The organism is Stenotrophomonas rhizophila, from assembly GCF_003651185.1.
Lineage (GTDB): Bacteria > Pseudomonadota > Gammaproteobacteria > Xanthomonadales > Xanthomonadaceae > Stenotrophomonas > Stenotrophomonas maltophilia_Z.
On record NZ_RCDC01000006.1, the window covers coordinates 257,556 to 272,216 of the forward strand.

Annotated in this window: 5 protein-coding genes; all 5 read left to right on the top strand. The window is 68.4% G+C overall.

The window, feature by feature from the left end; translation table 11 throughout:
- Positions 1 to 381 precede the first annotated feature (381 nt).
- The 5 genes from BCL79_RS15345 (at position 382) to gspG (ending at position 14,627) form a co-directional block, all read left to right on the top strand.
- The gene (locus tag BCL79_RS15345) at positions 382 to 9,024 is read left to right on the top strand and encodes an ESPR-type extended signal peptide-containing protein (protein WP_121042621.1); all 8,643 of its coding nucleotides are present in this window, start codon (positions 382 to 384) and stop codon (positions 9,022 to 9,024) included.
- 157 nt (positions 9,025 to 9,181) lie between these two features.
- Positions 9,182 to 11,035 carry a S8 family peptidase gene (locus BCL79_RS15350; RefSeq protein ID WP_121042855.1) on the top strand — a complete coding sequence of 618 codons (1,854 nt, stop codon included), beginning with the start codon at positions 9,182 to 9,184 and terminating at the stop codon, positions 11,033 to 11,035.
- Between the two features lie 126 nt (positions 11,036 to 11,161).
- Positions 11,162 to 12,889: a type II secretion system ATPase GspE gene (gene gspE, locus BCL79_RS15355; RefSeq protein ID WP_183073799.1), complete on the top strand. Its 1,728-nt coding sequence runs from the start codon at positions 11,162 to 11,164 to the stop codon at positions 12,887 to 12,889.
- A gap of 37 nt (positions 12,890 to 12,926) precedes the next feature.
- Positions 12,927 to 14,147 (top strand): type II secretion system protein XpsF, encoded by a 1,221-nt coding sequence (gene xpsF, locus BCL79_RS15360; protein ID WP_121042625.1) that lies wholly within the window; start codon positions 12,927 to 12,929, stop codon positions 14,145 to 14,147.
- 48 nt (positions 14,148 to 14,195) lie between these two features.
- Positions 14,196 to 14,627 carry a type II secretion system major pseudopilin GspG gene (gene gspG, locus BCL79_RS15365; protein WP_121042627.1) on the top strand — a complete coding sequence of 144 codons (432 nt, stop codon included), beginning with the start codon at positions 14,196 to 14,198 and terminating at the stop codon, positions 14,625 to 14,627.
- Positions 14,628 to 14,661: the final 34 nt, after the last annotated feature.

The window sequence follows — 14,661 nt, forward strand, 5'->3', positions numbered from 1 at the left end:
TTTCTTTTGTGTGGGGCACAAACTGATCGGGAGCAATGAGTTACACGGCGTTACAACGTGAAAATCCGTTATATCGTTTGCTCACATGCAGCTAACAAAAATGCGCAATAACGCGGCGTTTTTGTGACGCGCGACACGGTCATATGAAAATCAACGTCAAAGTCTTGACGTTATTGAAACTGTACGTTAACACTGCATCCTCATTTCGACAGCGTTCAGTTCCACAGTAACCGCATGGATGGCGAGCACGCTGTAGGTATCTGCCAGCCATTGCGCACAACGCAGTAAATCAAGCGAAAAACGCCCCCAGGGGACGTTGGACCACGCGGTCCGGCGTTGGCGTCGCTTTGCCTAAAACCAGCCTAATCAGGAGCCGCATCGATGAATCGGATTTATCGCAAGGTCTGGAACAAAGCACTGGGGCAGATGGTCGTCGCCTCGGAATTGGCCAGCAGCCAGTCCTCGGGTGTCGTCATCGATCAACGCCGAACCTCTGGCGGACGCAACACCGCACTGCTCTCGGCCGCCATCGCGTTGACGCTCGGATTGGGCACGGCAGGCGCCACGCTGACAGCGCACGCGCAGTCGGTGGAAGTGGGTGGGAATGCGAACTGCCTGGTGCTCAACAGCGGCATCGTCGACAGCTGCGTGGTCGATGGCAACGCCACGGCATCGGGCACGAATGCGGTCGCGATCGGCAGCAACAGCACCGCCTCCGGGGCGAACAGCGTGGCGCTCGGCGCCGGCTCGAAGACCAACCGTGCCAACACGGTTTCGGTGGGTGACGCAGGCAAGGAACGGCAGGTCACCAACGTGGCCGCAGGGACCACGGCAACGGATGCGGTGAACAAGGCGCAGCTGGACAAGGTTGCGGTCGCTGCCGAAGGCGCGACCCGCTATTTCAAGGCCGATGGTGACGGCAACGACAGCGACGCGGCGAAGATCGATGGCGAGGGTGCACTGGCCGCTGGGGCCAGTGCCAACGCCGATGGCGACGGCGCAACGGCACTGGGCCGCGGCAGCCAGGCCATCGGCAATGCGACCACCGCAGTGGGCGGCGAGGCCTTGGCCGTCGGCCTCGGGGCGAGTTCGTTCGGGCAGGGCAGCATGGCTTTCGGTGATGCCAGCATCGCGCTCGGCCAGAGCGCCGCAGCGTTTGGTCTGGGTGATGTCGCCCTGGGTGCATCGGCGGTGGCCGCCAGCGAGAACGGCGCAGCAACGGCGATCGGTGGTCTGGCCGAAGCCAGCGCCGACGGTGCGACCGCGATCGGTGGCGGTGCACTGGCCATCGGGCCGGGCAGCACCTCGCTCGGCCGCGGTGCGGCCAGCGCAGGCGAAGCCTCGGTGGCGGTGGGTGCGTTCAGCGTCGCGGTCGCGGATTTCAGCGCGACGCTCGGCGCGAATTCGGCGGCGGTTGCGGTGGGTAGCGTGGCACTCGGTGCCGGCTCGTACGCCGATCGGGTCGACACGGTGTCGGTCGGCAATGCGGAAAATGGCCTGCGTCGCCAGATCACCAACCTTGCCGATGGCACCGAAGACAGCGATGCGGTGAACAAGGCACAGCTCGATGAGGTCGGTGCGGTCGCCGCCAACACGAACAAGTACTTCCAGGCCACCGGCAGCAGCGACAGCGATGCCGGTGCGCTTGCGGCAGGCGACAACGCGACCGCGATCGGTGAAGCATCCAACGCGCTGGCCGACGGCGCGACCGCGCTCGGCAGCGGCGCCACGGTCACTGCGCAGAACGCGACGGCCGTCGGCTACAACGCCAGCGCCACCGGTCAGAACAGTGCAGCCTTCGGCACCAACGCGCAGGCCAATGGCCCGGGCAGCGTGGCCGTGGGTGGGGCGGCGGTGGATGCCGACGGCAACCCGCTGATCACCAATGGCGGGGTGCCGGTCGATACCGGCGCAACCAGCGCTGGCGTGGGCGGCACCGCAGTCGGCGCGAGTGCGGAAGCCGCAGGCTTCGCATCGTCCTCGTATGGTGTGGGCGCTTACGCCGCCGGTGCACAGGCCTCGGCGTTCGGCGCGGTGGCCAATGCCACCGGCGACTATTCCACGGCGGTCGGTACGCAGAGCGTGGCGACCGGCAACAGCAGTACCGCCATCGGGGGGCCGGCGGATCTGCTGCCGGGCCTGGGCTTCTTCGTGCAGACCCAGGCCAGTGGCGAAGCCGCCACCGCGGTGGGGGCCGGTGCGATCGCCAGCGGCGATTACGCCGTGGCCAACGGTACGTTGAGCGAAGCCTCGGGCACCGAAGCGACGGCCGTGGGCTACTTTGCCTACGCTCCGGGCGAGGGCGCCACCGCACTCGGCGCAGAGACCTGGGCCAGCGGTGAACTGAGCACGGCGGTGGGCTTCTACAGCACTGCGCGCGGCGCGAACAGCGTCGCCCTCGGCGCCAACTCCACCGCCACCCGGGACAACACGGTCTCGGTAGGTGACGTCGGCAACGAACGTCAGATCACCAGCGTCGCGGCCGGTACCGAAGCCACGGATGCGGTCAACAAGGCGCAGCTTGATGCGGTTGCGACCTCGGCCTCGGCGACCTCGGCGCAGTTCAAGGCGAACGGTGCGGCCAGCGGTGCGGTCGGTGCATTCGCCGATGGCGAGGATGCGCTGGCGGCCGGTGAAGCCAGCAATGCGCTGGGGGCCGGGGCAACGGCGGTCGGCGGTGGTGCGACCGCGGTCGGCGATGACACCGTCGCGCTGGGCCGCAACAGCAGCGCCACCGGCAACGGCAGCGTGGCCATTGGTGGCCTGGGCCAGGCGTATGACGAGTACAACCAGCCGCTGGTGGATGACCAGGGCAATGCGATCCTGATCGGTGCCACCGCGGCGCCGGACAGCGTGGCGGTCGGTGCCGGTGCACAGGCTACCGGCACCACCAGCAATGCGTTCGGTAGCGGCGCACAGGCCACTGGCAGCAACAGCCTGGCCAGTGGCTACAAGGCACGCGCCACCGGCGATTACAGTGTGGCGCAGGGCGACAACGCCTTCGCCAGTGGTGAAGAAACCACGGCAACCGGCGCGTACGCGTGGGCCACTGCCGATGGCGCCACCGCCTTCGGTTCCAGTGCGTGGGCCACCGAAGCCAACGCCACGGCAGTGGGTCAGTCGGCGTGGGCCAGCGGTACCGGGTCCACCTCGATCGGCTACAACAGCTGGGCACGCGGCAGCAGTTCCACCGCGCTTGGCCGCGGTGCCTTCGGCTACGGCGACAACAGCGTCGCCGTCGGCTTCCAGGCCTTGGGCAACAGCATCAACAGCATCGCCATCGGCACCAACGTGGTCGCCGGCGGGGAAAGCGCGATCGGTATCGGTGCGGGCAGCAATGCCAGCGCATCCAATACCGTGGCGCTCGGCGCGGGTTCGGTCGCCGACCGTGCCTACACCGTCTCGGTCGGCAACGATGGCCGGCAGCGCCAGATCACCCAGGTTGCCGCCGGTACCGAGGGCAGCGATGCCGTCAATCTGGATCAGCTGACCGCCGCGACGGACCGGTTCCAGGCCAGCGGTGACGGTGTTGCCGTCGCAGGTGGCGAGGAGAGTGTGGCCGCCGGTGCAAACGCGGCGACCGATGGCGACTACGCCACCGCGGTCGGTTCGAGCAGCTTTGCAGCCGGCACCGGTGCATCGGCGATCGGCAGCGGCGCCTTCGCCTTGGCCGACAACGCCAGTGCCGTCGGCTTCAACGCCGTCGCCAGCGCTGCCAATGCAAGCGCAACGGGCGCCAACGCACAGGCGACCGCCGAGTACGCGACGGCGACTGGTGCAGAGAGTCTGGCTTCCGGCGAGCAGAGCACCGCGACGGGTGCGGCCAGCGTCGCCTCCGGCGCCGGCAGCCTGGCCGGTGGTGCACTGTCCGACGCGGCCGGTGAGGAGTCGGTGGCCCTGGGCTACTTCAGCAGCGCCAGCGGTGAGGGTGCGACGGCCGTCGGCGCGGAAAGCGTGGTCAGCGGCACGCTCTCCGCGGGGTACGGGTTCGCTTCCGAAGCGACTGCCAATTACACCACCGCGATCGGCGGTTACGCGGTGGCCTCCGCCTTCAACGCGACCGCGTTGGGCAGCTTCGCGCAGGCGACCGGCTCCAACAGCGTCGCACTCGGTGGCGATGCCGAAGCCTCCGGCGCGTACAGCACCGCGACCGGCCAGGGCAGCCTGGCCAGCGGCACCAACAGCGTGGCCGTCGGTGGCGCGCTGTTCGGCCTGCTGCCCACCGAAGCCTCGGGCAACTACTCCACGGCCGTCGGTGGTGGGGCGTGGTCGTCGGGCGTGAACAGCACCGCACTCGGCAACGCAGCGACTTCCAGTGGCGCCAACAGCGTGGCGCTGGGTGCCGACTCGATCGCCGACCGCGACGACAGCGTCTCGGTGGGCAGTGCCGATGCGCAGCGCCAGATCACCAACGTCGCTGCCGGTACGGACGGCACCGATGCGGTGAACGTGAATCAGTTGAATGCAGTAGCCGATGCGGCGGCGACGACCAGCAAGTATTTCCAGGCCAGTGGCAGCGCCGACAGCGATGCCGGTGCCTATGTGGAAGGTGACAACGCGCTGGCCGCCGGTGAGGCCGCCAACGCCATCGGCAACGGTGCCACCGCGCTTGGCAGTGGCAGCACCGTGATCGCCAACGAATCCACGGCACTGGGCTTCAATGCCACGGTCACCGCAGACAACGCCGTGGCGATCGGCAGCAATGCCAACAGCAGCGCCGCTGGCGCGGTGGCGATCGGCGATCTGAGTGCGGCGTCCGGTGCGGCGTCGGTCGCCATCGGCGGCGGCTCGCTGTCGCAGGGCTTTGGTGCCGTCGCGGTCGGTGCTGGCGCCGAGGCCAGCGGTCTGGCCGCCACGGCGGTGGGGTATGGCGCCTGGGCGCTGGGGCGCGAGTCCACCGCGATCGGCAACTTCGCCACGGCGGACGGCTGGCAGGCCAGTGCGTTCGGTGCCAACGCCAACGCGGGCTTCTTCGGTACCGCACTGGGCAGCAATACGCAGGCCGCCGATGTTGCCACCGCCGTGGGTCAGGGCACGCGTGCGGATATCGCTGGCGCCGCCTTTGGCGTGCAGGCCAACGCCGGGTTGTACGGCGTGGCCGTGGGCAACAACGCCGCCACCGCCGAGGATGGCGTGGCCGTGGGCTTCAATGCGCTGGCCGGTGCAGATGCCGGCAGCGCGACCCAGGGCATCCAGACCACTGCCATTGGCAGTGAAGCCTGGGCGACCGAAGATGGTGCCACCGTGGTGGGCTACAACAGCTACGCGCAGGCGGTGAATTCCACCGTGGTCGGCAGCAACTCCTGGACCACCAAGGACGCCGACAACAGCGTCGCGCTCGGCGCCGGTTCGCTGGCCGATCGTGCCAATGCGGTGTCGGTGGGCGCCGCACAGGCCTGGACCGATGCGGCGGGCGTGGTGCATCAGGCCATCGACCGGCAGATCACCAACGTCGGTGCCGGTACTGACGACACCGATGCGGTCAACGTCGCGCAGCTGAAGGAGGTGGCGGCCACCGCCGAGGCCACCAGCAAGTACTTCCAGGCCAGCGGCAGCGCAGACAGTGATGCCGGTGCGTATGTGGAAGGCGACAACGCGCTGGCTGCCGGTGAGGCCGCCAACGCCATCGGCGATGGCGCCAGCGCGCTCGGCAGTGGCGCCACCGCCATCGCCGACAATGCCACCGCGGTCGGCTTCAACGCATTGGCAAGCGCCGAAGGTGCCGCAGCACTGGGTAGCGACGCGCAGGCCACCGGCGAAGACAGCGTCGCCATCGGTAACGGCGCCAGCGCCAGCGATATCGGCGCCACTGCCACGGGTGCAGGCGCGCAGGCCGCGGGCGCCTACGCCACGGCCACCGGCAGCCAGGCCACCGCAGAGGGCCAGCAGGCGACCGCCAATGGCTTCCGCGCCAGCGCGTCCGAAGCCGGTGCCTCGGCCTTCGGCAGCTACAGCGAAGCAACCGGCCAGCTCTCGTCGGCGCTGGGCTATGGTGCGGTGGCCTCCAATGCCTACGCCGTAGCGGTCGGTGCGGCCTCGACTGCGTCCGGTTCGGGTGCGGTGGCGGTCGGCGAGTACTCCGAAGCCACCGGCGATGAGAGCGTGGCGATCGGTGGCACGACCTTCTTCGGTCTGCTGCCGTCGCGCGCCTCGGGTACGGGGGCATCGGCCTTCGGTGCAGGCGCCTGGGCGACCGATGACTACGCCACCGCGATCGGCTGGAACTCGTGGGCCGATGCAGGCAGTGCCACCGCGTTGGGCGCCAGCGCCAGCGCAGAAGGCGTGAACAGCGTGGCACTGGGTGCCGGGTCCGTCGCCGACCGTGACAATTCCGTCTCCGTCGGCACGGCCACCGCACAACGCCAGATCACCAACGTCGCCGCGGGTACGGAAGGCACCGACGCGGTCAATGTCGATCAGCTCAATGCAGTCGCCGATGTCGCCGAAACCACCAGCCGCTTCTTCCAGGCGTCGGGCAGCGGTAACGGCGACGACGTCGGCAGCTATGTCGACGGTGCGTATGCCACCGCCGCGGGTGAGGCCGCCAACGCGTTCGGCACCGGGGCCTCGGCCTATGGCAGCGGTTCGCTTGCCTCCGGTCGCAATGCCTCGGCATCGGGCTTCAACGCTTCGGCCACGGCGGATTCGGCCACCGCGATCGGCGGGGCGCTGTACTACGAGGATGAGAACGGCAACGTGCTGCTCGACCAGGCCACCAGCGCCAGTGGTGTGGGTGCGACGGCACTGGGCGCCGGCGCACAGGCCGAGGGCAGCTTCAGCACCGCCACCGGCGCCGGCGCGACTGCCGCAGGATTGCAGTCCTCGGCCTTCGGCTACAGCGCCGAGGCTGGCAGTGACTACAGCACCGCCGTCGGTACCTTCAGCGCGGCCAGTGGCGTCCGCACCACGGCGCTGGGCTACGGGGCCGAGGCCAGTGGTGATTACGCCTCCGCACTGGGCTGGGGCAGTGCCGCGTCGGGCAGCTACGCCAATGCGATCGGCTACGCATCTCAGGCCAGTGGCGACAACAGCGTCGCGGCCGGTTCCAACGCCTGGGCCACCGCCGCACGCACCACCGCGGTAGGGCAGTTGGCGTGGGCAACCTCGCAGGGCGCGACGGCCATCGGCCAGGACAGCTACGCCTACAGCGGCCTGAACGCCACGGCGGTCGGTACCGGTTCGTCGGCCAGTGGCGCAGGCAGCGTTGCGCTCGGCGCCGGTGCCCGCACCAGCGAGGCCAATGTGGTCTCGGTCGGCGGCGGCAACGGCACCACCGCCCCGGCCACGCGCCGCATCACCAATGTCGGTGACGCGGTCAATGGCAGTGACGCGGTGACCAAGTCGCAGCTCGATTCGGTCGCTGCCACTGCCGATGCGGTGGGCAAGCACTTCCAGGCCAGCGGCAGCGGTGTCGCCACGGCCAGCGGCAGTGACGCACTTGCCGCCGGCTCCGGTGCCACCGCCAGTGCGACACGCAGCAGTGCGCTGGGGACCGCGGCCGTCGCCTCGGCGACCGGGGCCACGGCGGTCGGTGCCGATGCCTCGGCACGCGGTGCCAACAGCACCGTGCTGGGCCGCCAGGCATCGACCAATGCGACCAACGGTGTGGCGATCGGCAACGGTGCGTTCGCCAGCAACGGGGCCAACAGCATCGCGATCGGTTCGGCGGCAGGTGTCTCCGGTGCCAACGCGGTGGCGCTGGGTGCCGGTTCGCGCGCGGTGGAAACCAATGTGGTGTCGGTCGGTGGCGGCAACGGCACGGACGGCCCGGCCACGCGCCGCATCGTCAATGTCGGTGCCGGTCGCATCGCCGCGGGCAGCACGGATGCCGTAACCGGCGGCCAGCTCAACACCACCAACCAGCGGGTCGGCGCGGTGGAAACCCAGGTGGGCGACATCGACACCCGCATCGGCTCGGTCGAGAACGTCACCGCCAATGCGCTGACCTATGACGACAGCAGTCGCGACACGCTGACCCTGTCGGGTCTGCAGGGCACCACGCTGGACAACGTCGGCAGCGGCTCGATCGCGTCCGGCAGCCGCCAGGCCATCAACGGTGGGCAGTTGTTCCAATCGCTCACCGATGTCGCCACCTTCCTCGGTGGCGGTGCCAGCGTCGGCATGCAGGGCGTGTTTGTCGCGCCGAACTATGTAATCCAGGGCGCGACGTACAGCAATGTCGGCGATGCACTTGGCGCGCTGGACCGCAAGGTCAGCGATCTCGATCAGCGGGTTGCTGGCGGCAGCAGCAGTGCGCGTGCACGCACGGCGTCGCTGTCGACCGCCAGGGTGGCAGCGGACACCAGCGCAGAGCCGGACACCGGCGCTGCGCCGGAGGCCAGCGTCGTCACTGCCGCCAGCGACACCGCCGTCGCCAGCGTGCAAGGGGCGCCGACCGCTGCGAATGTCGGCAGCAGTCAGCCGATCAACGTGCCGACTGCCGCACCTGCCGCCGTCAATGCGGTGGTGATGGGGGACGGTGCGGTAGCCAGCGGCGCATCGGCCACAGCGATCGGCCAGGGCGCCACCGCGTCAGCCGCCAACTCGGTCGCGCTGGGCCAGGGCTCGGTCGCCGACCGCGCCGACACGGTCTCGGTCGGCAGTGCCGGCAACGAGCGGCAGGTCGCCAACGTCGCCGCCGGTACGCAGGCCACCGATGCGGTCAACAAGGGCCAGCTGGATGGCGGCATCGCGACCGCCAACAGCTACACCGACCAGCGCTTCACCTCGATGGCCGACAGCTTCGACATCTACAAGGGCGAGATCGATCAGCGCCTGCGTCACCAGGACCGTCGCATTGATCGCCAGGGCGCGATGAGCGCGGCCATGCTCAACATGGCCACCAGTGCCGCCGGTGTGCGTACCCAGAACCGCGTCGGTGTCGGCGTCGGCTTCCAGGGCGGCGAATCGGCGCTCTCGCTGGGCTACCAGCGCGCCCTCAGCGAGCGCGCCACGGTGACCCTGGGCGGTGCCTTCAGCAGTGATGACAGCTCGGTCGGCGTGGGCGCCGGCTTTGGCTGGTAAGCCGTTCCAACGCGGGGCCGTGCGCGGCCCCGCTGCAACGCAATGCAAGGCCTGAGGGGGCGGGTCACGGGAACCCTGGCCAGGGCCGGCCAGGGAGCTCGCATGGAGTGTTGGCCTGAACAGTCGTTTGATCCATGACCTTGAAGAGGACGTCAACGTGACCAGTAAGCAGAACCTTCGCATCAATGTGCTGGCAGCCGCCGTGCTGTCGTTGTCCGCAGGCGCCAGCGCCTATGCAGCGGGCCTGCCGGCCAAGGAGCCGGTGCGCCAGCCGGCTGCCGCCCAAGGCGCAGAGCGCATCATCGTCAAGTACCGCGCCGGCACCGCTGCGGCCACGGATCGTTCGGCCAAGCTGACGGCCGTGCAGTCGGCGGTCGCCCGCGCCAGTGTCGGTGGCTCCGCCGCCGGCCGTGCCAGTGCCGTGAACCCGCAGATCGTGCGCAAGCTCGGTGTCGGGGCCGATCTGATCCGCCTGCAGGGCCGCTTGAGCCCGGCCGAACTGCAGAAGGTGCTGGCCGAGATCAAGGCCGATCCCTCGGTGCAGTACGCCGAAGTGGACGTGAAGCTGCAGCGCACCGATGTGCGCCCGCGCGACGCGACCCCGCAGCTCGTGCCGAACGATCCGTACTACGCGCAGTACCAGTGGCATCTGAACAGCGCCACCGGCGGCATCAATGCGCCGGCGGCGTGGGACATCGCCCAGGGCGAAGGCGTGGTGGTGGCGGTGCTCGATACCGGCATCCTGCCGCAGCATCCGGACTTCTCCGGCAATCTGCTGGCCGGTTACGACTTCATCAGCGATGCGGAAACCTCGCGCCGTCCGACCGACGAGCGCGTGCCGGGTGCGCTGGATTACGGTGATTGGGTCGAGAACGACAACGAGTGCTATGCCGGCTCGCTGGCCGATGACAGCTCCTGGCACGGCACCCACGTCGCAGGCACGATCGCCGAGTCGACCAACAACGGTGTGGGCATGGCTGGCGTTGCGTACAAGGCGCGCGTGCTGCCGGTCCGCGTCCTGGGCAAGTGCGGTGGCTACCTGTCCGACATCGCCGATGCGATCACCTGGGCCTCCGGTGGCACGGTGGCCGGCATCCCGGCCAACGCCAATCCGGCCGAAGTCATCAACATGAGCCTGGGCGGCGGCGGCGCGTGTGATGCGCTGTACCAGGATGCGATCAATGGTGCCGTGTCGCGCGGCACCACCGTGGTGGTCGCCGCCGGCAACTCGGCTTCCAACGCGTCCAATTTCCGGCCGGCCAGCTGCGCCAACGTGGTGGCGGTCGGCGCCACCCGCATCACCGGTGGGATCGCCTACTACTCCAACTTCGGCACCGTGGTGGACCTGTCCGGCCCGGGCGGCGGTGGCAGCGTGGACGGCAATCCGGGCGGCTACGTGTGGCAGTCCGGTTACAACGGCCTGACCACGCCGACCTCCGGCGCCTACAGCTACATGGGCATGGCCGGCACCTCGATGGCCTCCCCGCATGTCGCGGCGGTGGCAGCGCTGGTGCAGGGCGCGGTCGCGGCGGCCGGCAAGGATCCACTCACCCCGGCAGCGCTGGAAGCCCTGCTCAAGCAGACCGCACGGGCCTTCCCGGTCACCATCCCGACCGCCACCCCGATCGGCACCGGCATCGTCGATGCCAAGGCCGCCCTGGACAAGGCGCTGGAAGAAGAGTGCACCGAGAACTGCGGCCCGGTGGCCACGCCGCTGACCAACAAAGTGGCCGTGGGCGGCCTGAGCGGCGCCGGTGGCAGCGAAGTGCTGTACAGCTTCGAGGCGCAGGCCGGCAAGGTGTTGAGCCTGCTCACCTACGGTGGCAGCGGCAATGTGTCGGTGTATGTGAGCCAGGGCAAGGAGCCGACCGCGACGGCGTTCGATGCCAAGTCCACGCGTCCGGGCAATAGTGAAACGGTGCGCTTCACTGCACCGGTGGCCGGCACGTATTACATCAAGGTGGTCGGTGAGTCCGCGTTCAGCGGTGTGAGCATCCTCGCCAACCAGTAAGACCGGTAAAACCCCAACGGGAGTCCGTCATGTGACGGGCTCCCGTTTTTACATCTGGACCGCGTGCAATCCCGCGTACGATCGCAGTGAACTGCTAAAGTCGCAGCGGTTGCCAGGAGAATGTTCTTGAACGCGGTTGCCCAGGATCCCACTGCAGAAGCCACCGCAGAATCCCGCATCGTCGGGGTATTGCTGGAGAAAGGTCGGCTCAAGGACAGCGACCTGGCCCGCGCGCGTCCGCTGCACCGTGAGTCCGGCGGCAGCCTGCTCGGTCTGCTGGTGCGGCTGGGGCTGGTCTCCGAACGCGACCATGCACAGACCTGTGCCGAGGTGCTCGGCCTGCCTTTGCTCGATGCCAAGGCTGTGCCGGAGGCACCGCCCGAAACGCTGCTCGATGGCTTGCCGCTGACGCTGCGTTTCCTCAAACAATTCCATGTCTGTCCGCTGGTACTCCAGGACGGCATGCTCGATCTGTGGCTGTCCGATCCGCAGGACCCGTATGCGGCCGATGCGGTGCAGTTGGCGGTGGGCCTGCCGGTGCGGCTGCACGTGGGCCTGCGCTCGGAGATCGACGATCTGATCGAGCGCTGGTTCGGCCAGGGCCGCAGCGCGATGGGCGCGATCATCGAGACCGCCGACGGGGAGGGCGCTGCGGTCGACGACATCGAACACCTGCGCGATCTGGCCTCCGAAGCGCCGGTGATCCGGCTGGTCAACCTCGTCATCCAGCGGGCGGTGGAACTGCGCGCCTCGGATATCCATATCGAACCGTTCGAGAATCGCCTGAAAGTGCGTTACCGCGTGGATGGCGTGCTGATTGAAGGAGAAAGCCCGCCGGTCAATCTTACCGCTGCGGTGATCAGCCGCATCAAGATCATGGCGCGGCTCAACATCGCCGAACGCCGCCTGCCGCAGGACGGCCGCATCATGCTGCGCGTGCAGGGCAAGGAGCTCGATCTGCGTGTCAGCAGCGTGCCCACCGCGCATGGCGAAAGCGTGGTGATGCGCCTGCTCGACCGCGACACGGTGGTGTTCGATTTCCATCGGCTGGGTTTCACCGAAGCGTTACTGCCGCAGTTCCGCAAGGTGCTCGAGCAGCCGCATGGCATCCTGCTGGTGACCGGCCCCACCGGCTCGGGCAAGACCACCACGCTGTACACCGCGCTGAGCCAGCTCAATACCGCCGACGTCAAGATCATCACTGTCGAAGACCCGGTCGAGTACCAGATCGAAGGCATCAACCAGATCCAGGCCAAACCGCAGATCGGGCTGGATTTCGCCAATGCGCTGCGCAGCATCGTGCGCCAGGATCCGGACATCATCATGATCGGCGAAATGCGCGATCTGGAAACGGCCCGCATCGCGATCCAGTCCGCGCTCACCGGCCACCTGGTGCTCTCCACGCTGCACACCAACAACGCCGCCGGTGGCATCACCCGCCTGCTGGACATGGGCGTGGAAGATTATCTGCTGACCTCCACCATCAACGGCATCCTCGCCCAGCGCCTGGTGCGCCGGCTGGAGCCGCAGCATGCGCAGCGCTACCGTGCCTCGCCGGAAGAGATCGACAAGTTCGGCCTGCGCCGGCTGCAGCCGGAGGGGGAGATTTTCCTGTACCGCGCACAGCCCTCGGCGATAGCGCCCACCGGGTATCTCGGCCGCACCACCATCGTCGAGTTCCTGGTGATGAACGATGCGCTGCGCAGCGCGGTGATGCGTCGCGCCGGGATGGGCGAGATCGAACAGATCGCGCGCGCGACCGGCATGCGCACCATGTATGAGGATGGCCTGTCCAAAGCCCTGCAGGGCCACACCACGCTGGAAGAAGTACTGCGCGTGACGGAGGAATCCTGATGCGCGCACGCGGCCGGCACCCGGTGAGCGGCTGAGCATGGCCCAGTACCGCTACAAGGCGCTCAACGCGCATGGCGAACTGTTCGATGGCCAGATGGAAGCGGCCAGCGAAGCCGAGGTTGCCGCGCGCCTGCAGGACCAGGGCCACATGCCGATGGAGGCGCGCCTGGCCAGCGAGGGTGTCGCGGGGGCGTCGTCCTGGGCGGCGCTGCTGCGCCGCAAACCGTTCGACGGCGGCGGGCTGGTGCAGTTCACCCAGCAACTGGCGACGCTTCTCGGTGCCGGGCAGCCATTGGACCGTGCGCTCAGCATCCTGCTGGAACTGCCCGAAGACGAGCGCACGCGCCGGGTGGTCACCGACATCCGCGACATCGTGCGCGGCGGTGCGCCGCTCTCCACCGCGCTGGAACGCCAGCACGGGCTGTTCTCGCGGCTGTACATCAACATGGTGCGCGCCGGTGAGGCCGGTGGCAGCCTGCATGACACCCTGCAGCGGCTGGCGGATTACCTCGAGCGCAGTGCTGAACTGAAAGGCCGCGTCATCAATGCGCTGATCTACCCGGCGATCCTGCTGGCGGTGGTCGGCGGTGCGCTGCTGTTCCTGCTGGGCTACGTGGTGCCCCAGTTCGCGCTGATGTACGAAAGCCTGGATGTCGCGTTGCCGTGGTTCACCCAGTGGGTGCTCACTGCCGGCCTGGTCGTGCGCGAAGGCTGGATCATCATGATCGTGGTGCCTGCGGTGATCGCGCTGGTGGTGGAGCGGCGGCTGCGGCAACCGGCCACGCGCCTGGCCGTGGACGGCTGGCTGCTGCAGCGCAACGGCATCGGCCCGCTGCTGGCCAAGCTGGAAACCGCGCGCCTGGCCCGTACCCTGGGCACGTTGCTGCGCAACGGCGTGCCGCTGCTGTCCGGCCTGGGCATCGCGCGCAACGTGCTGAGCAACCGCGCGCTGGCCGCCGATGTCGATGCCGCCAGTGACGAGGTCAAGAACGGCAACGGCCTGTCGGCGTCGTTGGCGCGTGGCAAGCGTTTCCCGCGCCTGGCGCTGCAGATGATCCAGGTCGGCGAGGAATCCGGCGCGCTGGATACGATGCTGCTCAAGACCGCCGATACGTTCGAACAGGAAAGCGCGCGCGCGATCGACCGGCTGCTGTCGGCGCTGGTGCCGGTGATCACCCTGGTGCTGGCCTCGGTGGTCGGCCTGGTGATCGTGGCCGTGCTGGTGCCGTTGTACGACCTGACCAATGCCATCGGCTGACCGGCCGCTGGTGAATACCCCAACGATTCGATGCAAGGAGCCTGCCATATGCAACGCCGTCGCCTGACCCGCTTTTCTTCCGCGCGCCACCAGTCCGGCATGAGCCTGTTGGAAATCATCATCGTGATCGTGTTGATCGGGGCGGTGCTGACCCTGGTCGGCAGCCGCGTGCTCGGCGGTGCCGATCGTGGCAAGGCCAACATCGCCAAGGCGCAGGTGCAGACCATGGCCGGCAAGATCGACAACTACCAGCTCGATACCGGCAAGCTGCCGGCCAAACTGGATGATCTGGTCACCCAGCCCGGCGGCAGCGCGGGTTGGCTCGGCCCGTACGCCAAGCCGGCCGACCTCAATGACCCGTGGGGTCATGCACTGGAGTACCGCGTGCCGGGCGAGGGCCAGCCGTACGACCTGATCAGCCTGGGCAAGGACGGCAAGGTGGGTGGCAGCAGTTATGACGCGGACATCCGGTACGAGTAATCGGCATTGGGAGCGCCGTGGCCCGTGTCGAGCA

Bases quoted from the DNA above. Each gene is read 5' to 3' on its own strand.
- BCL79_RS15345 (WP_121042621.1), top strand. From the start codon at position 382: ATGAATCGGATTTATCGCAAGGTCTGGAACAAAGCACTGGGGCAGATG.
- xpsF (WP_121042625.1), top strand. From the start codon at position 12,927: ATGGCCCAGTACCGCTACAAGGCGCTCAACGCGCATGGCGAACTGTTC.
- gspG (WP_121042627.1), top strand. From the start codon at position 14,196: ATGCAACGCCGTCGCCTGACCCGCTTTTCTTCCGCGCGCCACCAGTCC.